Annotated in this window: 16 protein-coding genes; 7 read left to right on the forward strand and 9 right to left on the reverse strand. The window is 72.4% G+C overall.

Annotated elements, in window-relative coordinates; genetic code table 11:
- Nucleotides 1-242: 242 nt before the first annotated feature.
- Nucleotides 243-1,454, reverse strand: coding sequence for a S8 family peptidase (locus tag ACTWQC_RS33975; protein WP_443319713.1), 1,212 nt, complete (start codon nt 1,452-1,454; stop codon nt 243-245).
- A gap of 288 nt (nt 1,455-1,742) precedes the next feature.
- Here ACTWQC_RS33975 and ACTWQC_RS33980 point away from each other — a divergent pair, with 288 nt between their 5' ends.
- Nucleotides 1,743-2,549 carry an SGNH/GDSL hydrolase family protein gene (locus ACTWQC_RS33980; RefSeq protein WP_443319714.1) on the forward strand — a complete coding sequence of 269 codons (807 nt, stop codon included), beginning with the start codon at nt 1,743-1,745 and terminating at the stop codon, nt 2,547-2,549.
- A 14-nt stretch (nt 2,550-2,563) separates the two neighbouring features.
- Here the strand turns inward: ACTWQC_RS33980 and ACTWQC_RS33985 are convergent, their stop codons facing one another.
- Nucleotides 2,564-2,752 (reverse strand): hypothetical protein, encoded by a 189-nt coding sequence (locus ACTWQC_RS33985; RefSeq protein WP_443319715.1) that lies wholly within the window; start codon nt 2,750-2,752, stop codon nt 2,564-2,566.
- A 341-nt stretch (nt 2,753-3,093) separates the two neighbouring features.
- Here ACTWQC_RS33985 and ACTWQC_RS33990 point away from each other — a divergent pair, with 341 nt between their 5' ends.
- Nucleotides 3,094-3,357, forward strand: a complete 264-nt coding sequence (locus tag ACTWQC_RS33990; RefSeq protein WP_443319716.1) for a hypothetical protein — start codon at nt 3,094-3,096, stop codon at nt 3,355-3,357.
- Nucleotides 3,358-3,488: 131 nt separating this feature from the next.
- Here the strand turns inward: ACTWQC_RS33990 and ACTWQC_RS33995 are convergent, their stop codons facing one another.
- From ACTWQC_RS33995 to ACTWQC_RS34005, 3 genes are all read right to left on the reverse strand, one after another.
- Nucleotides 3,489-4,673 (reverse strand): CaiB/BaiF CoA transferase family protein, encoded by a 1,185-nt coding sequence (locus tag ACTWQC_RS33995; protein WP_443319717.1) that lies wholly within the window; start codon nt 4,671-4,673, stop codon nt 3,489-3,491.
- A gap of 96 nt (nt 4,674-4,769) precedes the next feature.
- On the reverse strand, nt 4,770-5,570 hold the full coding sequence (locus ACTWQC_RS34000; protein ID WP_443319718.1) for an ABC transporter permease: 801 nt from the start codon (nt 5,568-5,570) through the stop codon (nt 4,770-4,772).
- Nucleotides 5,567-6,577 (reverse strand): ATP-binding cassette domain-containing protein, encoded by a 1,011-nt coding sequence (locus tag ACTWQC_RS34005; RefSeq protein ID WP_443319719.1) that lies wholly within the window; start codon nt 6,575-6,577, stop codon nt 5,567-5,569. The genes ACTWQC_RS34000 and ACTWQC_RS34005 overlap by 4 nt, the downstream gene beginning before the upstream one ends.
- A 103-nt stretch (nt 6,578-6,680) precedes the next feature.
- Here ACTWQC_RS34005 and ACTWQC_RS34010 point away from each other — a divergent pair, with 103 nt between their 5' ends.
- Complete coding sequence (locus tag ACTWQC_RS34010) at nt 6,681-7,412, forward strand: TetR/AcrR family transcriptional regulator (RefSeq protein ID WP_443319720.1); 732 nt, start codon at nt 6,681-6,683, stop codon at nt 7,410-7,412.
- Nucleotides 7,413-7,628: 216 nt separating this feature from the next.
- Here ACTWQC_RS34010 and ACTWQC_RS34015 read toward each other — a convergent pair whose 3' ends face one another.
- From ACTWQC_RS34015 to ACTWQC_RS34030, 4 genes are all read right to left on the reverse strand, one after another.
- The gene (locus tag ACTWQC_RS34015) at nt 7,629-8,447 is read right to left on the reverse strand and encodes an NAD(P)H-binding protein (RefSeq protein ID WP_443319721.1); all 819 of its coding nucleotides are present in this window, start codon (nt 8,445-8,447) and stop codon (nt 7,629-7,631) included.
- Nucleotides 8,448-8,569: 122 nt separating this feature from the next.
- The gene (locus tag ACTWQC_RS34020) at nt 8,570-9,850 is read right to left on the reverse strand and encodes a type ISP restriction/modification enzyme (RefSeq protein ID WP_443319722.1); all 1,281 of its coding nucleotides are present in this window, start codon (nt 9,848-9,850) and stop codon (nt 8,570-8,572) included.
- Nucleotides 9,851-10,016: 166 nt separating this feature from the next.
- A complete protein-coding gene (locus tag ACTWQC_RS34025) occupies nt 10,017-12,278 on the reverse strand; it encodes a molybdopterin oxidoreductase family protein (protein WP_443319723.1) in 2,262 nt (753 codons plus the stop codon).
- A gap of 134 nt (nt 12,279-12,412) precedes the next feature.
- A complete protein-coding gene (locus tag ACTWQC_RS34030; protein WP_443319745.1) occupies nt 12,413-12,994 on the reverse strand; it encodes a TetR/AcrR family transcriptional regulator in 582 nt (193 codons plus the stop codon).
- A 147-nt stretch (nt 12,995-13,141) separates the two neighbouring features.
- Here ACTWQC_RS34030 and hmgA point away from each other — a divergent pair, with 147 nt between their 5' ends.
- The 4 genes from hmgA to ACTWQC_RS34050 all read left to right on the forward strand — a co-directional run bounded on the left by hmgA (nt 13,142) and on the right by ACTWQC_RS34050 (nt 18,319).
- A complete protein-coding gene (gene hmgA / locus ACTWQC_RS34035; RefSeq protein WP_443319724.1) occupies nt 13,142-14,527 on the forward strand; it encodes a homogentisate 1,2-dioxygenase in 1,386 nt (461 codons plus the stop codon).
- Between the two features lie 23 nt (nt 14,528-14,550).
- Nucleotides 14,551-15,297 (forward strand): GntR family transcriptional regulator, encoded by a 747-nt coding sequence (locus tag ACTWQC_RS34040; protein ID WP_443319725.1) that lies wholly within the window; start codon nt 14,551-14,553, stop codon nt 15,295-15,297.
- Between the two features lie 174 nt (nt 15,298-15,471).
- Nucleotides 15,472-16,929, forward strand: coding sequence for a CitMHS family transporter (locus ACTWQC_RS34045; RefSeq protein ID WP_443319726.1), 1,458 nt, complete (start codon nt 15,472-15,474; stop codon nt 16,927-16,929).
- A 64-nt stretch (nt 16,930-16,993) separates the two neighbouring features.
- Nucleotides 16,994-18,319, forward strand: a complete 1,326-nt coding sequence (locus ACTWQC_RS34050; RefSeq protein WP_443319727.1) for an MFS transporter — start codon at nt 16,994-16,996, stop codon at nt 18,317-18,319.
- Nucleotides 18,320-18,342: the final 23 nt, after the last annotated feature.

Consider the following 18,342-nt stretch of genomic DNA (forward strand, 5'->3'; position numbering starts at 1 on the left):
TCGCTACCGAACTCAACGGCCGCCCACGCAAGACGCTCGGCTGGGAAACCCCAGCCGAGCGCCTGTCTAAACTGCTCACCACCACACGTCAGTGATCACGTGTTGCGACGATCCCTTGAATCCAAGCCTCGGCTTCAGGTCCGCGGCGGGGCTTGACCGCCTTGGCGGGTGCGACGCCGACCGGTTCTACGGGGTCGCTACGGGGGTGCTACGGGATGTGGCCGCTGGTGCAGAAGAAGGTCTCACTCCACGATCTTCAGCAGCTTGTTCGGCGACCCGGTGCCGGGGCTGCCCACGGCCCCGGAGGTCGCGCCGTCCGTCAGCGCCTGCGCGGTCTGCGCCGGAGTGGCGTCGGCGTGCCCCGCGAGATACACCGCCGCCGCACCCGTGACGTGCGGAGTCGCCATCGACGTACCCGAGATGGTGTTGGTCGCGGTGTCCGAGGTGTTCCATGCCCCCGTGATGCCGGAGCCGGGCGCGAAGAGGTCCAGCCGCGAGCCGTAGTTGGAGAAGCTGGACCGGGCGTCGGTGTTCGTGGTCGAGCCGACCGTGATCGCCTCGGGCACCCGGGCCGGGGAGAAGCCCCCGGCGTCGGCGTTCGAATTGCCCGCCGCCACCGCGTAGGTGACACCGCCGGCAATGGAGCGCTGCACGGCCGCGTCCAGGACCGCGTCCGCGCCGCCGCCGAGCGACATGTTCGCCACCGAAGGGCCGCTGTGGTTCTGCGTCACCCAGTCGATGCCCGCGACGACGCCCGCGGTGGTGCCGGAGCCCTGGTCGTTCAGCACCCGGACCGCCACGATCTTCGCGTTCTTGGCCACGCCGTGGGCGGTGCCCGCCGCCGTGGAGGCGACGTGCGTCCCGTGCCCGTGGCCGTCCTGGGCGGTGTTGTCGCCGTCCACCGCGTCGTAGCCGTCGGCCGCCCGGCCCCCGAAGTCCGAGTGGCTGATGCGGACGCCGGTGTCGATGATGTAGACGGTCGTGCCGCTGCCCGCGCTGTCGGGGTACGTGTACTTCTGGTCGAGCGGCAGTTGCGCCTGGTCGATCCGGTCGAGGCCCCAGGACGGCGGGTTGGTCTGGGTCGCCTCGACGCTCACTCTCCTGTCCTGGTAGACCTCGTCGACCGCCGGGTCGGCGGCGAGCCGCCGCGCCTCGGCCGCGTCGAGCTTCGCCGCGTAGCCGTTGAGCGCGGCCCGGTAGGTGCGCTGCACGGTGCCGCCGTACCCGGCTATGAGCTCCTTGCCCTCCGTGGACGCGGACGTGAGGCCGCGGCCCTGCTCCAGGGTGACGATGTAGCTGCCCTTGACCGCGTCGGGAGCCCCGGCGCCGACGACCGTGCCTTCGGCGGGGGCGGCGTCGGCGGGGAGCGCGGTGACCGCGCCGAGCAGCGCGGCGGCGGTCGCAGCCGTGACCGCCGTGGTGATCCTGCTCCTGGTGGTACGCATCACTGCCATCGCGAGGGAGTCCTCCTCATCGGTGGCGCGCGGTGGTGCTGCGCGCATGTGGGGGGGCGCACAGGGTTCGTACGCGGGGCCGGAGCGGTGGTGTCCGCTCGCGCCCTGCGAACGAGAGTCCACCGGGTGACGTGCGGGGAACAAGAGTTCTGACGTGATGTCATATGCGCGTCATGGTGCGGCAATCACACTTATGGATGGAAGGGGCAATGTTTGGCATGAACACTTCCCGTGTCGTATGTGCGCTGCTACGACAGATATGGCAGAGATCCTGCTAAGGGAGGTTCCATGAAACTGTCCCGATTTGCGGCAGTGATGTCCGCAACCCTCCTCACCGCGGCGCTCGCCTTCACCGGGACGGGCGCCGCACACTCGGCAGAACTGGCCGCCGCACCCAACTACGTAGCCCTCGGCGACTCGTACTCCTCCGGCGTGGGAGCCGGGAGTTACGACAGCGGGAGCGGTGCCTGCAAGCGCAGCACCAAGTCCTACCCCGCACTCTGGGCAGCCGCCCACGCACCCGCGTCATTCAGCTTCACCGCCTGCTCGGGCGCCCGTACGGGTGACGTCGTCGCAGGCCAGCTCAGTCCCCTCAACTCCGCGACAAGCCTGGTCAGCATCAGCATCGGCGGCAACGACGCCGGCTTCGCCGACGTCATGACCACTTGCGTGTTCCACTCCGAGAGCACGTGCCTGCAGCGCGTCGAGCAGGCGCGCGCCTACGTCGCCACGACCCTGCCCGGCAAGCTCGACGAGGTCTACTCGGCCATCGCGAGCAAAGCCCCCGCCGCCCACGTCGTCGTCCTCGGCTACCCCCGCCTCTACAAGCTCAACGGCAGCTGCATCGCCGGGCTGAGCGAGAGAGAGCGGGCCGCCCTGAACGCCGCCTCCGACGACCTCAACACCACGATCGCCAAGCGCGCCGCCGACCACGGCTTCACCTTCGGCGACGTCACCACCACCTTCGCCGGCCACGAAATCTGCTCGAACGACTCGTGGATCCACAGCGTCACCTGGCCGGTCGAGAACTCCTACCACCCGAAGGCCGCCGGACAGTCCGGCGGTTACCTCCCCGTCTTCGCGTCAGCGGCCTGACTCAGCGTCCCGGCTCAGTCCTGGCTCAGCGTCCTGACTGCGGCGTCCTGACTGCGGCGTCCTGACTGCGGTGGCCCGACCTCGCGGTCCTGCCGCAGGGCCGCAGCGGCCGCTGCGTAGGAGGAGGCCCCGTCCCCCGGGGCCTCCTCGCATGTCACCGAGAACGACACCCGGCCCGACTCGGCGGGGTGCGGGCGGCGCATCTCGACCGCTGCTCCACCGTCTTCGAGGTGCCGGCGTCCACTGCATCAGGCGATTCGTAAGAAAAGTACCTCAACCGAGCGTCCCTGCCGCCCCCCTGGACACCAATCCACAGCCGGGTCGAGGGCACGAACCAGGCCTGCCCGCGAGTGGTCTTCATGGGAGTTCCGCCGGGGGTCAGGGCGTGCGGGCAACTCGTGTACGGCGCAACCCGGTTCGTTTCCCAGGCGTCAACCCCCTTGCCGGGAAGGTGAATCCGTGCGCCGTGGATGCGCGGGTGACTCGGCGGGGCGGTAGGGTTAACCTGCCCGGGCCGGGTGCCCTCGTATGGGTGGGGAGACTCATGGAACAGATAGCAACGCACAGCAGGGCTCGCGTGCCTGCCGTCAACTGCGGGAGCAGCGCGTCCAGTACGCGCCTCGACCGCCATCTCGCCGTGCTGGCAGGCCCTGCCGTGCCGCAGCGCGAGGCGGAGGAGGCCACGCTGCTGATGCGCGAGATCGCTTCGCACGATGCGCAGCGGTCCCGGTCGAGCAAGGGCGCGCGGGTCTCCCTCTTCGCGCCGCTGCGCCGGCTGCGCCGCTCGCTGTTCGGCAACCGCGGCTGACGCCTTCCGGTTCCGGCCGAGCGCCGAGCCCGTCCGCCCCGGCCGTCCGCCCGTCCGGCCGTCTGCCCGTCCGGTCCGGCCCGGGCTCGTCCGGCCCGCCCGGCTGGCGTCTTCCGGCCGACGCCTTCGGCTCAGGCGACCACACCGTCCCGGCGCAACGCGGTGATCTGCGCGTCCGTCATCCCCAGGGCGCGCAGCAGCGCGTCGGTGTGCTCGCCGAGCCCGGGCACCCCGCCCATCGACGCCTCGCTCCCGGGCAGGGTGATGGGCGGCAGCAGCGTACGCAGCGGTCCGGCCGGTGACGTGACCTCCCGCCACCGGTCCCGGGCCGAGAGCTGCGGGTGCGCGGCCAGCTCGGCGACCCCGTTGAGCCGCGCACACGCGATCCCCGCCCGCTCCAGCCGCCCGATCGCCTCGTCCGCCGTCAGCCCGGCCAGCGCCTCAGCGACGGCCGCGTCCGTCTTCGCGCGATTCCCGGTGCGCGCCACGTTGGTGGCGAAATCCGGGTCCCGGCCCAGCTCCGGCCGCTCCAGCACCTGCTCCGCGAGCCGCCGCCACTCCCGGTCGTTCTGCACCGACAGCAGCACCAGCGGCCCGTCGGCGGTCGGATAGGCGTCGTACGGTGCGATGACGGCGTGGGCGAGCGCCGTACGTGCCGGGGGCTCGCCCCCGTACATCCCGAAGTACAGCGGATGCCCCATCCACTCGGCGAGCGCGTCGAACATCGAGACCTCGACCGGGCCGCCGCGGCCCGTGATCCCGCGTCGCAGCAGCGCCGCGAGCACCCCGGAGAAGGCGTACATCGCGGCGGCGATGTCGGCGGCGGGGACGCCCGCCTTGACCGGCTGCTCCGGGGTGCCGGTCACCGAGACGAGCCCGGCCTCGCACTGCACCAGCATGTCGTACGCCCGCTTGTGCGCGTACGGGCCTTCGGGGCCGTAGCCGGAGACGTCGACGGCGACCAGCCGCGGGTGGCGGGCGCACAGCGCGGCTGCGTCCAGGCCGAGCCGGGCCGCCGCCCCCTGAGCGAGGTTCTGTACGAAGACATCGGCGCCGGCGACGAGCTGTTCGAGGATCTCCCGGCCGCGCTCGTCCTTGAGGTCGAGCGCGATCGACTCCTTGCCGCGATTCGCCCACACGAAGTGCGAGGCGAGACCGTGCACCGAGGTGTCGTAGGCCCGCGCGAAGTCACCGCCCTCCGGCCGCTCCACCTTGACCACCCGGGCTCCCAGGTCGGCGAGCTGCCGGGTGGCGAAGGGCGCGGAGACGGCCTGCTCGACGGCGACCACGGTGATCCCGTCGAGAGGCAGGGGCATGGGCGGAGGCAGGGGGCGGGGGAGGGGCTGCGGCGGCGGATCGGTGCTCATGGTCCACCGTCCTACCTCCTCGGCCCCCCGACCCGCCAGAGGAGATCAACTGCGCGCGTACCGCCGTACGGCGAGCGGTACGAAGACCGCGAGCAGCAGAAGCGACCAGCCGAGGGAGGCGGCCACCGGGTGCGTCACCGGCCAGGCCGCGCCCGGCGCGTCGTCCACACCCGCGACCGCGTTGCCGAACAACTCGCGGCAGGCGGCGACGACCGCGCTGAGCGGGTTCCACTCGGCGACCGTGCGCAGCCAGTCGGTCATCCCGGCGGTCGGGATGTACGCGCTGGAGATCAGTGACAGCATGAAGGTCGCGCTGCCGAGCTGGCCCGCCGCCTCCTCGTTCCGCAAGAGCAGTCCGAGGTAGATCCCGATCCAGGCGGTCGCGCAGCGGAAGAGGAGCAGGAGCCCGAACGCGCCGAGCGCCGGGCCGAGTCCGCCCTCGACGCGCCAGCCCACCGCGTAGCCGACGAGCGCCAGCGGCACCAGGCCGGTCGCGGCCAGCAGTACTTCCGACGCGGCCTGGCCCGCGGGCACGGCCGAGCGGCTCATGGGCAGCGTACGGAAGCGGTCCATCACGCCGCGCTGGGCGTCCTGCGCGGCCTGGATCATGCCGGTCATGATGCCGTTCGCCGCTGTGGCGACGAACAGGCCGGGGACGAGATACGCCCGGTAGTCGGCGCCGCCGGGCAGCGACACCGCGCTGCCGAAGACGTAGCCGAAGAAGAGCAGCATGGTGACCGGCATGGTCTGGGTCAGCACGAACAGGCCGGGCGCGCGCCGCAGCCGCTGCAGATGGCGGACGAGCATCGCCCACCCGTCGTACGTGACATGCGCGATCGTGGTCATGCGGCGATCTCCTCGGTTCCCTCGGTCCGCGGGGACTGCCGGGACTGCTGCGGCTGGGCGCCGGTCAGGCGCAGGAACACCTCGTCGAGGCTCGGCGGGCGCAGGCTCGCGTCCACGACCGGCACGCCCTCGGCGTCGAGTTCGCGCACGAGGCGGGGGAGCGTGAGCGCGGGGTCGGTGGTGACCGCGGCGACCGTCCGGCGCTCGTGGTCGAGGACGGGCACGGATCCGGTGAGCCGGTCCAGTACGGCGGCGGCCGCGAGGACACCCGCCTCCGCCGCTTCCCCGGCAGCCTCCCCGGCGACGACCACCTCCGCGTACGAGCCGATCCGCGCCTTCAGCTCGGCCGGGGTGCCGCGGACGCTGGTCGTGCCGTGGTCCACCAGCACGATCCGGTCGGCCAGTTGGTCGGCCTCCTCCAGGTACTGCGTGGTCAGGAGCACGGTCGTGCCCGCGCGGGCGAGCTCCCTGACCGTGTCCCAGATCCGGCCGCGGCTCTGCGGGTCGAGTCCGGTGGTGGGCTCGTCGAGGAAGAGCACGGCGGGGCGGGTGAGCAGGCTCGCGGCGAGGTCGAGGCGGCGGCGCATGCCCCCGGAGTAGGTGCGGACCGGGCGGTCCGCGGCCTCCTCGAGGCCGAACCGGCCGAGGAGCTCGGAGGTCCGCGAGCGTGCGGCCGCGCTCCGCATCCCGTTCAGCCGCGCGAACAGCCGGAGGTTCTCGGCCCCGGTCAAGTCGGCGTCCACGGACGCGTACTGACCGGTGACGCCGATGCTGCGGCGGACGGCAGCGGGGTTCCGTGCGACGTCATGGCCTGCGACGCGCGCCGTGCCGGAGTCGGGGGCGGTGAGGGTGGCCAGGATCCGTACGGCGGTGGTCTTGCCCGCACCGTTCGGCCCGAGCAGACCGCAGACCGTGCCCTCGGGCACGTCCAAGTCGAGGCCGCGCAGGGCGTGGACCGGGCCGAAGCGTTTGTGCAGCCCTTCCGTGAGGACGGCAGGCGTGGGCATCGGGCATCCCCCTTCACTAGGTACAGCGTACGTAGTTGCGAGTCCGAGGCTACCGCACTCCGTACGCTGTACGTAACTAGGATGGAAGGCGAGGTGATGATCAATGGCAGCCAGCGGCCGCTCGGCCGGACCCGAGGTGATCTGGGCGCGCCCGGAACGCACGGGCCGCGGCCCCCGCCCCGCGCACAGCCGCGCGGAAGTCGCCGCGGCCGCGGTGCGGATCGCCGACGCGGAGGGCATCGACGCGGTGTCCATGCGGCGCGTGGCGGCCGAGGTCGGCTGCGGGACGATGTCGCTCTACAACTACGTGCCGCGCAAGGAGGACCTCTACGAGCTGATGGTCGACGCGGTGAGCGGGGAGTACGAGCTGCCCGAGCGGCCGCCCGGCGACTGGCGCGCCGCAATGCTCGCACTCGCCCGCCAGACACGCGCGATCATGCACCGCCACCCGTGGCTGCCCCGGCTGATGTCACCGGTCTACGGGATCACGCCCAACGTGCTGCGGTACCTGGAGTACTGCCTGACCGCGCTGGAAGGCCTGGACACGGACGCGGGCACGAAGTTGGAGCTGGTGGCGATGATCAACGGCGTCACCACGCAGTACGTGGCCAGCGAGCTGTCGATGGCCGAGCGGGACCGGACGTCCCCCTATCGGCCCGGCGAGGAACAGGCCGCCCGACACGCCTACTTGGCGCGGGTGCTGAGCGGCGGCGAGTATCCGCGGGTGGCCGCGGCGTTCGCGCGGGACCCGGGACCCCTCGACATGGACGCGGCCTTCGAGCGCATGCTGGGGCGGGTGCTGGACGCCTTCGAGTACGAGAGCGAGCGGGACTAGGGTCCAGCGGTGGACGACCGAACCGTGCTCAACGGGCCCGCGTGGAAGGGGGCATGGGGAGAACGCGTCCCCCCGTGGTGGCCGGGTTGGCTTCCGGCCTGACCTCCGCTCAGCGGCCGTACGCATGCGAGAGGCCCCTGCCCGGGACCGGTCCGGGGCAGGGGCCCCTCGCGGCGTCGGCTTCGCCGGCTGTTCCGGCTGTTCGGCTGCGTCGGCTCAGCGGAAGTCCGCCGCGTGTTCGGCCGCCCACTCCGCGAACGTCCGGGCCGGCCGGCCCAGCACCTTCTCCACCGTCGGCACCACGGTGTAGCCCTCCTCAGGCGGGTCGCCGTGCACCCAGACGAAGAAGTCGATGGTCTCCGGCGCGTACCCTTCGGCGGCCCACCTCTCGCGCGCCTGCTGCTCGGTGAGTTCCACGTACCGCAAGTCGCGGCCGATCGCCTCACCGAGGATCCGCACCTTGTCCGGTTTGGTCAGCGCCTCGGGGCCGGTGAGCAGGTACGTCCGGCCGTGGTGACCGTCCTGAGTCAGCGCGGCCGCGATCACGGCGCCGATGTCGCCCTCGTGCACCATGGCGCTCAGCGCCTCCGGGAACGGCTCGCGCACCTCGCCTCCGCTGCGGATGGCCCCGGCCCAGTCCAGCGCATTGGACATGAACTCCACCGGTTGTACGAAGGTCCACTCCAGGTCGGTCGCCTGCAGGGCCTCCTCCACGGGCTCACCCTGGACGCCCTTGAGGACCGTGGCCCGCCGGACGCCCGCCCGCGCGACCCTCTCCACCACCTCGGCCGCGGTCTCCAGCGGAGCGTAGTCGTCACCGGAGAAGCCGATCAGGTGCACGCCGCTCACCCCGTCCAGGGCGTCGGTGAGGGTCTCCGGGCGGGTGAGGTCTCCCCGCACGACCTCCACGTCCTCCGGCAGCCGTGCCGAGGCCGGATCGCGCGTCAGGGCCCGCACCGAGTGGCCGTCCCGGCGCAGCTGTTCGACCACCTGCCGACCGACGTTTCCGGTCGCACCAGTCACGAGATACGTCATGGGGGCTCCTCCATCAAGTCATCAAGTCCGGTGAATGCCTGTTCACGACCGAAGCTAAGGAGGGTTGCGGTCACCTTCGGTCCTCAAGGGCAGGCGGTGGGCCCCGGATCGGACGGTGACTGTCAGAGCAGGGCGAACTGGCCGTTGGGGCCCTCTTCGTGGTGGTCCAGTACGGACGCGGGGCGGCGGGCCGCGGCCGGTGCGGGGAGTACGCCGGCGCGGCGCAGGTCGTACGCCGTCAGGCACGGTCCCTCCGCCGCGCGCGCAGACAACTCCTGCCGCTCCGGCCCCAGTTCGGCCAGCAGCGCGAGCACCGTGATCAGTTCCAGCAGCTCCGAGGTCCACTCCTGGGGCCAGGTGGCGGTTCGTACGGCGTCCAGCGTCCCGGGCGTGGCCGGGGCCGTACGCCGCTCGAACCAGCGGTCGACGACCCGCACCCCGCCGGTGTGGAAGTCCCAAGCCGCCGCGGGCACAGGGGAGATGCGGCCCGCGGCGAGGTGGAGGGTCTCCTCCTCCGGGTCGTAGTGCAGCTGTCCGGTGAGGGCGCGGAGGTCGGCCGGGATGGCCGCCCGGACGTACGGACGCCGGCCGCCGGGGAGTTTGGGACGGTCGTCCGGCGAGGCGGCGCAGCGCGCGCCGTGCGTGTGCAGCCACAGCATCCGGCGGCCGAGGGCGATGCCGGTCCGCCACGCGTCGGGGGAGGCGGTCAGCGGCACGGCGACGCCTTCAGGGCGGTGCCCGGCGGTGGCGGCCACCCAGGCGAGGACGTCCTCAGCGGCGACGGGGAGGCCGAGCCGGTCGGCGAGGTGGGGGAGCAGCCCCGGGGCCAGGTTGGGCTCGCGGCCGCCGGGTCGCCGGTACAACGGGCGGATCCGGCCGGGACGTCCGGCGGGTGACCGGCCGTCGGGCAGCAGCGCGGAGAACACCAGCGCGGGACCGGGACCAGGACCGGGACCAGGACCGGGAATCGTGTCCTGAGACACGTGTCCCTGCTCGACGGCGAAGATCTGGTACGGGTCCGCGACCCGCCACAGCTCCGGCCGCGCCGCGTCGATCAGCCGCTGATCGGGGATCAGCCACTGCCGGTCGAACGGGCCGTGCAGGACCCGCACCGGTTCCGGGCAGGGGCCGCCGCCGCTCTCCGCGGTGAGCGGGGCGGTGGGGGAGGCGTGGCCGGGAAGTTGGGGCACGGCGATGTGCGGCCTACGGGCGCGGGAGGGCTGGAACAGCGCCTCACGCGCGGCCGCGCCTTCCGCCCGCACCAGGGCGTCCCAACGGGCTCTGAGCGAGGCGGCGTCCGGCGCGAGCGGCCAGGTCCGCCCGATCCGCAGTGGCGCGACGGACCAGGGCATGAGATCCGCGAGCAGCGGTGCGCCGTGACGCCCACCGTCCCGTTCCGCCATCACGCGGCAGCCCTCCCCGCCGGCGGCCGGCAACCCCGCCACCGCCTCACCAGTCGCATCGCCCGGCATCGTACCTATGCCCTCCGACACGAGCCGCCCGCCGTCCGGACCCGGCGCTCCGCGCCGGGCCTGGGCCGCAGGCGCGGGGTAGCGCTCGGTGCGAGCGCTATCCCGCGGGGGCCACCTGCACCGGGAAGCCGTTGAGGACCGCCGTGCCGGACAGAGGGTCGAGACGGGTTCCGTCGAGCAACTGGTTCACGTTCGCCCCAGCGTCCTCCGACGCGACCGAAAGGCGGGTCCCCGGCCGGTCGTGGCCCCAGCCGTGCGGCAGGCTGACGACCCCGGCCCGTACGGCATCGGTCACCTCCACCGGCACCAGCAGCTCCCCGCCGTCCCCCTTCACCCGGGCCTTCCCGCCGTCCACGACCCCCAGCCGGGCCGCGTCCTCCGGGTGCACCTGGAGGGTGCAGCGGTTGCTGCCGCCCCTGAGGGCGGGCACGTTGTGCATCCAGCTGTTGTTGGACCGCAGATGGCGGCGGCCGACGAGCACGAGCTCCTCGGGACGCCCGTCCAGCGCGCCGCGCAGCCTGGGCATGTCGTCCGCGATGGGCGCGGGGCACAGTTCGACCTTGCCGCTGGGGGTCTTGAGGATCTGCGGGATCCGTGATGCCAGGGGGCCGAGGTCGATGCCGTGCGGGTGGGCGAGCAGCTTCTCCAGGCTCAGCCCTTCGCGGTCGGCGCCGAACCCGTCCCCGTACGGCCCGAGGCGCAGCATGAGGTCGAGCCGCCGCTCGGCGCCGGTGCGGCCGGTGAGCTGTCCGGCCAGCTCCTGCGCGCTGCGGCCGTGCACGGGCGAGTGCGGATCGGCCACCGCCTTCGCGAGTGTCATGTCGATCGCCATCGCATCGACGTCGGCCGGCCCCGCGACGCCGTGCATGCCGTTCACGCACAGCACGAGCCGGGCGAGGATCTCGCACTCGTCGGGCCGGTCCTCCGGCAGCGGCACGACCTCGCGCGTGAAGCGGGCCTGGTTACGGATGGCGAAACCGTTGAACGCGAAGTCGTGGTGCGGCACCTGCGAGGGTCGGGGCGGGGGCAGCACCACGTGCGCGTGGCGCGAGGTCTCGTTGAGGTACGGGTCGACGCTGACCATGAAGTCGACGCCCTCCAGGGCCCGGTCGAGCCGGTCGCCGTCGGGTGCGGAGAGGACCGGGTTGGCCGCGAGTGCGATCACGGCCCGCACCCGTCCATCGCCCGGCGTGTCGATCTCCTCGGCGAGCGCGGCCACCGGGAACTCGCCCTTGGCCTCCGGGTGGCCACTGACCCGGCTGCGCCAGCGGCCGAGCGCGAAACCCTTGCCGGGCGCGGCAGAGCGGGGCGCCCGGGCGGTGGCGGCGAGCGGGAACATCGCCCCACCGGGCCGGTCGAGGTTGCCGGTGAGCGTGTTGAGCACGTCGACCAGCCAGTTGGCGAGCGTGCCGAACTCGACGGTCGAGCTGCCGACCCGGCCGTAGACCGCGGCCGTCGGAGCGGCCGCCAGCTCGCGGGCGATCGTACGGATCTCCTCCGCCGGCACGTCGCACGCCTCGGCCACGGCCTCGGGCGTGAAGTCGGCGGTCTGGGCGCGCACGTCGGCCACCCCCTCCACATGGCCGTCGAGCCCGCCGAGGTCCACCAGGTCCTCGGCGAAGAGGACCTGCACGAGGGCGGCGAGCAGCAGGGCGTCCGTGCCGGGGCGTACGGCCACGTGCCGGTCGGCGAGCCTGGCCGTACGGGTGCGGCGCGGGTCGATGACGGTGAGCGTGCCGCCGCGGCGGCGCAGCGCCTTGAGCCGCCCGGGGAAGTCGGGAGCGGTGCACAGGCTGCCGTTGGACTCGAGTGGGTTGGCGCCGATGAGCAGCAGGTGGTCGGTGCGGTCGAGGTCCGGTACGGGGATGGCGAAGGCGTCTCCGAACAGCAGGCCGCTGGAGACGTGCTTGGGCATCTGGTCGACCGTGCTGGCTGAGTAGATGTTGCGGGTGCGCAGGGCGCCGAGCAGCAGCGGCGGGTAGAGCGCCCCGGCCATGGTGTGCACGTTCGGGTTGCCCAGGACGACGGCCACCGCGTCGGAACCGTGCTCCTCGATCAGCGGCCGCAGCCCGGCGGCCACCGCGTCGAACGCCTCCGCCCAGCTCGCCTCCTCGAGCTGCCCGCCGCGGCGTACGAGGGGCCGGGTGAGCCGGTCGGGGTCGCCGTCGAGCTCGCCGAACGCGGCGCCCTTGGGACAGATGAACCCCGCGCTGAAAACGTCGTCCCGGTCACCGCGGGCGCCGGTGACCCGGTCCGCACCGTCGATCGTCAGGGTGAGGCCGCAGGTGGCCTCGCAGAGCGGGCAGATACGCAGGGCGGTACGAGTCGTGCGGTCGGCGGCGGCAGCAGTGCGGGGCATGGTCCCTCCCGGTGGGACGGCGGCGGCGGTGGCGCGCGGCATTGCCCCCGACCATACCGACCGGTACGCATCCTGTCAGTGGGGATGCCGGTCGAGGCCCTTCCGGCCAGCCGGCCGAGCGCTCGTCCGACCCGTCAGTCGAGGATGCGCGCGAGGTAGGCGCGCAGCAGCTCCTTGGTCTCGGCGATGATCAGCGGATCGCCGGACGGCACGGTGCGGAACGCCAGTTGGAGCAGCGCGTCTGCCGCCTCGACCCCGACCAGGAACGTGCGCTGCAGATCCGCGTCGGCGGCGCGGCCGAGCGGCTCCGCGAGCAGCCCGCAGAGCCGCTCGGCGACCAGGTGGTTGGCGCCGCCGCCCCGCCGGCCGCCGGGTGCGGGCACGCTGAAGTCGAGCAGCGCGAAGCCCGGCATATCCCGTTTCATGTCGATATAGACGTCCAGCACGACATCCATCGCGCGCCGCCAGCCGACGGGCTGCGCGGCGTCCAGCCCGTCCGCCACGCGCGCGATGTAGACGTCGAGGTTGCGGTGCGCGAGTGCGTCGGCCATGTCGCGCTTGTTGCTGAAGAAGCGGTAGACGGAGCCGATCGGCACGCCCGCGCGGGCGGCGACGGCCCGGGTACTGAGGTCCTCGTAGCCGGTCTCGTCCAGAACTTCGGCACAGGCGTCGAGGATGCGGGCGAGGCGGTCGGCGCTGCGCCGCTGCACGGGCATGCGCCGCAGGGGCGGGCGTGGCTGCTGCTCTGTGGGCGTCTGCACGGCCCCATCATGCCGCGAGGCCTCGTTGACGCGCCCTCCCCGTGATTCCTATGGTCTGACATAGGAATCGTTGAGCGGCGGGTCGACCGGCGGGAGCGCGCGATGAGCGGTACGGGCGGTACAAGCGGCACGGGCAGTACGGGAAGTACGGACAGCGAGCAGGCGAGGAAGTCGGCCGAGGGGCTGGTCCACCTCTCGGGGTTCGGCAACGAGCACAGCTCCGAGGCGATCCCCGGGGCCTTGCCCACCGGCCGCAACTCGCCGCAGCGCGCGCCGCTCGGGCTGTACGCGGAGCAGCTCAGCGGCACCGCGTTCACCGAGCCGCGCCACCACAACCGCCGCTCCTGGCTCTACCGGATCCGCCCCTCGGCCGCCCACCCGGCGTTCCGGCGGACCGGCAACGGAGCCCTCCGCGCGGCGCCGTTCGACGAGGCGGTCCCCGACCCCAACCGGCTGCGCTGGAACCCGCTGCCGGAGCCGGACGGACCCGCCGACTTCGTCGAGGGACTGTGGACCCTCGGCGGCAACGGCGACGTCCGGCAGCGCACGGGCATGGCCATCCACCTCTACGCCGCCAACCGCTCCATGACCGACCGGGTGTTCTCCGACGCCGACGGCGAGCTGCTGATCGTCCCCGAGCGGGGCGGTCTGCTGCTGCGCACCGAGTTCGGCCTGCTGCGGGCGGAGCCGGGCCATGTCGCGCTGATCCCGCGCGGGGTCCGCTTCCGCGTCGAGCTGCTCGATGCCGCGCCGATCGGCGGGCAGAGCCCGACTGCGCGCGGTTACGTCTGCGAGAACTACGGGCAGCCCTTCGCGCTCCCCGACCTCGGCCCGATCGGCGCCAACGGACTCGCCAACGCCCGGGACTTCCTCGCGCCCAGCGCTGCGTACGAGGACCGCGAAGGGCCGGTCGAGGTGATCAACAAGTTCTGCGGCAACCTCTGGGCGGCCACCTACGACCACTCGCCGCTGGACGTCGTCGCCTGGCACGGCAACCACGTTCCTTACGTCTACGACCTGCGCCGCTTCAATGTGCTGGGCAGCATCAGCTACGACCACCCGGACCCGTCGATCTTCACCGTGCTGACCTCCCCGTCCGACACCCCGGGCCTCGCGGGCGTCGACTTCGTGGTCTTCGCGCCGCGCTGGCTGGTCGGCGAGGACACCTTCCGGCCGCCGTACTTCCACCGCAATGTGATGAGCGAGTACATGGGCCTGATCGAGGGCGCGTACGACGCGAAGGCGGAAGGTTTCGTGCCGGGCGGCGGCTCGCTGCACAACATGATGTCCGCGCACGGACCCGACCGTGAGACCTTCGACAGGGCGAGCGCGGCGGAGCTGAAGCCGCAGAAAATCGAGAGCGGACTGGCCATCATGTTCGAGACCCGCTGGCCGGTGACCGCCACCCAGCAGGCACTGTCCGCCGACCATCTGCAGCGAGGCTACGACGACGTGTGGCAGGGTCTGCAGCGGAATTTCCGCCCCTGACCGGAGCTTTCGGAGCTTTCGCCGTGACCGCCTTCGCCCCCGACTCGCTCGTCCTGAACCGCAAGCTGCCGCTGTGGTACCAGGTCTCGCAGTCGCTCCGCGCCTCGATACTGGGGCGCCGTCCCGACGCGCCGCTGCGGCTGCCGACCGAGGGCCAGCTCGCGGAGCACTACGGCGTCAGCGTGCTCACCATGCGCCAGGCGCTGAAGGAGCTGGAGACGGAAGGACTGATCAGCCGCCACCGGCGGCGCGGCACCTTCATCGAGGCGGCGGCTCAGCGCGGGGCGCCGGTACGGCTGCTGGGCTCGGTGGACGCCATCGTGGCCCAGCAGTCGGGTGAGGCCGCCACGGTGCTGGCCCACGGCCCCGCGCCCGTACCGGCGGAGCTGGCCGAGCACTTCCCGGACCTGGAGGAAGTGGTGCAGTACCGGCGGCTGCGCTGCGACGGCAGCAACGGCGAGCCGACCAACTGGGCCGAGAACGCGGTGCGTCCCGAACTCGCCGAGCGCATCGAGATCGAGGACCTGACGCGCTGGCCGATGACGAAGGTGCTGCGCGACGTGGTGGGGGTGCGGATCAGCCGGATCACGGACACGGTCGAGGCGCGGCTCGCGGACCCGGAGACGGCCCGTCTGCTGGACGTCCCGCTGCTGAGCCCGATCCTGCACTACACGGGCGTGACGTACGACGACACGGGCCGCGTCGTCGACGTCGCTCGCATCCACTACCGCGGCGACCGCTTCTCGTTCACGGTGACGCTGGAGGCGTAGCCGGGCAGCCGTAGCTGCGCGGCCGCCTCCGGCGCGGACCACACCGCGTTGACCTGGGCTTTTGCGCTTATTGCTCACACCTCAAGGCCTTGTTGACGCCGAGTTTCGCCACCTACGGTCGTCCGGACCGCCGAACCCCACGGTGGAGTTCAAGGGCGAACGATAGGTGTCCACATGCTGACAATCCTCGGATTCGTCATGATTGCCACCTTCCTGGTGCTGATCATGGCCAAGAAGATGTCCCCGATCGCGGCGCTGGTCCTGATCCCTGCGCTGTTCTGCGTCCTCGTCGGACAGGGCGCCGACCTCGGGGACTACGTGCTCAAGGGCATCGGCGATCTGGCGCCCACGGCCGCCATGCTGATGTTCGCCATCGTGTACTTCGGCGTGATGATCGACGTGGGTCTCTTCGACCCGATCGTCCGGGTCATCCTGCGGTTCTGCAAGGCGGATCCGCTGCGCGTCGTGATCGGCACCGCGGTGCTCGCCGCCATCGTCTCGCTCGACGGCGACGGCTCCACCACCTTCATGATCACCGTCTCGGCGCTGCTCCCGCTCTACAAGCGCCTGAAGATGAGCCTCGTCGTGATGACGGGTGTCGCCGCCACCGCGAACGGCGTCATGAACACCCTGCCCTGGGGCGGCCCGACCGCCCGCGCCGCCACCGCGCTCAAGCTGGACACGGGCGAGATCTTCGTCCCGATGATCCCGGCGCTCGCCGTCGGCCTGGTCTTCGTCTTCGCCCTCGCCTATTTCCTGGGACTCCGCGAGCGCAGGCGCCTCGGCTTGCTCACCCTCGACGAGGTCCTCGAGCCGGAGGCCGAGTCCGAGTCCGAGTCCGAGTCCGAGTCCGAGCAGGTCCTCGTGGGGGCCGGTGCCGGTGCCGGTGCCGGGACCGGTGCCGGTGCGGACGGCGGCTCCGCGGCCCGTACGAAGAAGAGCCTCGGCGGCTCCGGCACGGACGCGGACGGTGAGCCGGAGGACGAGCGCGCCGCCGTACTGGACCCGAATCGCCCCACGCTGCGGCCCAAGCTCTACTGGTTCAACGCCGCGCTGACGGTCGCCCTGCTCACCCTCCTGATCATGGAGGTCCTGCCGATCCCGGTGCTGTTCCTGCTGGGTGCCGCAATCGCGCTGACCGTCAACTTCCCGCACATGCCCGACCAGAAGGCCCGTATCGCCGCACACGCCGAGAACGTCCTCAACGTCTCCGGCATGGTCTTCGCGGCCGCCGTCTTCACCGGAGTCCTCACGGGCACCGGAATGGTCGAGCACATGGCCCGAGCCGTGGTCGATGCCATACCCGACGGCATGGGCCCGCACATGGGCCTGGTCACGGGCCTGCTGAGCATCCCGTTCACGTACTTCATGTCGAACGACGGCTTCTACTTCGGCATCGTGCCGATCCTCGCCGAGGCCGGAGCCGCGCACGGCGTGGCCCCTGTCGAGATCGCCCGCGCCTCGCTCATCGGCCAGGCGCTGCACATGTCCAGCCCGCTCGTGCCCGCCGTGTACGTGCTCGTGGGCATGGCGAAGGTGGAATTCGGGGACCACACCAGGTTTACGGTGAAGTGGGCGGCGCTCACCTCGCTGGTGGTGCTCGGAGCAGGACTGCTCTTCGGAATCATCTGACGGGCATCCGACCGGGGATGCGACTGAAGAATCCGACCGGAGATCTGACCGGAGTCATCCGACCGTGACGTATGCAGGGCCCGGCAGGGGCTGGCTGGTCCGCCTGGTCATCGCCTTCGCTTTCGCGCAGGGTGCGGTGTCCATGGCGCGGCCCGCCGTCTCCTACCGGGCCCTCGCTCTGGGCGCCGACGCCCGCGCCGTCGGCGTCATCGCCGCCGTCTACGCACTGCTGCCGCTGTTCGCGGCGGTGCCCCTGGGGCGGCGTACGGACCACGGGCGGTGCGCGCCCCTGCTGCCCGTCGGCGTGGCACTCATCGCGGTGGGCTGCGCGCTGAGCGGCACGGCCGGCTCGCTCCCCGCGATGGCCGCGTGGAGCGGTGTGATGGGCCTCGGCCATCTGGCGTTCGTCATCGGCGCGCAGAGCATCGTGGCCCGCCAGAGCGCCCCGGCCGAACAGGACCGCAACTTCGGCCACTTCACCATCGGCGCCTCGCTCGGCCAGCTGGTCGGTCCGATCGCCGCGGGCCTGCTGGTGTCCGGGCACGACGGGGCGCTGTCCCGCACCAGCGCAGCAGCCCTGCTGGTCTCGGCCGCCGTCGCCGCCTTCTCCTTCACCTCGCTGTGGCGGATCGAGCGCCGCGACACCCTGCCCGTACGCGAGGAGCCCGGGACCGGGACGAGGGCCGGGACGGGGTCCGGGACCGGGACCGGGACTGGGACGGGGCCCGGGACCGCCGCGAAGGTGCCGGTCCACCGCATCCTGCGCACCCGGGGCGTGCCCGCCGGGATGTTCACCAGCCTCGCCGTGCTCTCCGCCACCGACATCCTCACCGCCTACCTCCCGGTCGTCGGCGAGCACCGCGGCATCGCGCCCACCACGATCGGCCTGCTGCTGAGCCTGCGGGCCGCGGCCACCATCGCCTGCCGCCTCGTCATGACCCCGATGATCCGCCTCCTGGGGCGTACGGCCCTGCTGGGCCTCAGCTGCCTCGCCGCCGCACTGCTCTGCGCGGGCATCGCCGTACCGCTTCCGGCCTGGGCACTCGGCATCCTCCTCGCGGCCCTGGGCTTCTGCCTCGGGGTGGGACAGCCGCTGTCCATGACCACCGTGGTGCAGGCCGCCCCGGACGAGGCCCGCAGCACGGCCCTCGCCCTGCGCCTGACCGGCAACCGCCTCGGCCAGGTCGCCGCCCCGGCCACCGCCGGCCTCGCCGCGGGCCTCGCGGGCACGGCCGCCCCGTTCGCGATGCTGGGCGTCCTGCTCCTGATCGCATCGGCCGCGGCGGCCAGGCCGCTCCGCCCGGGACCGTCGGCGGTTCAGGGCGCTCAGGATGGGCACAGCGCACCAGGCGACCGGGACCGCACATCCGATGCCTCTGCCGGGATGTGACCACGGTGGACCGGGGCTCCGCA

Source organism: Streptomyces sp. 8N616, from assembly GCF_052246385.1.
Classification (GTDB): Bacteria; Actinomycetota; Actinomycetes; order Streptomycetales; family Streptomycetaceae; genus Streptomyces.

Bases quoted from the DNA above. Each gene is read 5' to 3' on its own strand.
- ACTWQC_RS34020 (WP_443319722.1), bottom strand. From the start codon at position 9,850: ATGGCGGAACGGGACGGTGGGCGTCACGGCGCACCGCTGCTCGCGGAT.
- ACTWQC_RS34025 (WP_443319723.1), bottom strand. From the start codon at position 12,278: ATGCCCCGCACTGCTGCCGCCGCCGACCGCACGACTCGTACCGCCCTG.
- ACTWQC_RS34005 (WP_443319719.1), bottom strand. From the start codon at position 6,577: ATGCCCACGCCTGCCGTCCTCACGGAAGGGCTGCACAAACGCTTCGGC.
- ACTWQC_RS33995 (WP_443319717.1), bottom strand. From the start codon at position 4,673: ATGCCCCTGCCTCTCGACGGGATCACCGTGGTCGCCGTCGAGCAGGCC.
- ACTWQC_RS34010 (WP_443319720.1), top strand. From the start codon at position 6,681: ATGGCAGCCAGCGGCCGCTCGGCCGGACCCGAGGTGATCTGGGCGCGC.
- ACTWQC_RS33980 (WP_443319714.1), top strand. From the start codon at position 1,743: ATGAAACTGTCCCGATTTGCGGCAGTGATGTCCGCAACCCTCCTCACC.
- ACTWQC_RS33975 (WP_443319713.1), bottom strand. From the start codon at position 1,454: ATGGCAGTGATGCGTACCACCAGGAGCAGGATCACCACGGCGGTCACG.
- ACTWQC_RS34030 (WP_443319745.1), bottom strand. From the start codon at position 12,994: ATGCCCGTGCAGCGGCGCAGCGCCGACCGCCTCGCCCGCATCCTCGAC.
- ACTWQC_RS34000 (WP_443319718.1), bottom strand. From the start codon at position 5,570: ATGACCACGATCGCGCATGTCACGTACGACGGGTGGGCGATGCTCGTC.
- hmgA (WP_443319724.1), top strand. From the start codon at position 13,142: ATGAGCGGTACGGGCGGTACAAGCGGCACGGGCAGTACGGGAAGTACG.
- ACTWQC_RS34045 (WP_443319726.1), top strand. From the start codon at position 15,472: ATGCTGACAATCCTCGGATTCGTCATGATTGCCACCTTCCTGGTGCTG.
- ACTWQC_RS33985 (WP_443319715.1), bottom strand. From the start codon at position 2,752: ATGCGCCGCCCGCACCCCGCCGAGTCGGGCCGGGTGTCGTTCTCGGTG.
- ACTWQC_RS34015 (WP_443319721.1), bottom strand. From the start codon at position 8,447: ATGACGTATCTCGTGACTGGTGCGACCGGAAACGTCGGTCGGCAGGTG.
- ACTWQC_RS33990 (WP_443319716.1), top strand. From the start codon at position 3,094: ATGGAACAGATAGCAACGCACAGCAGGGCTCGCGTGCCTGCCGTCAAC.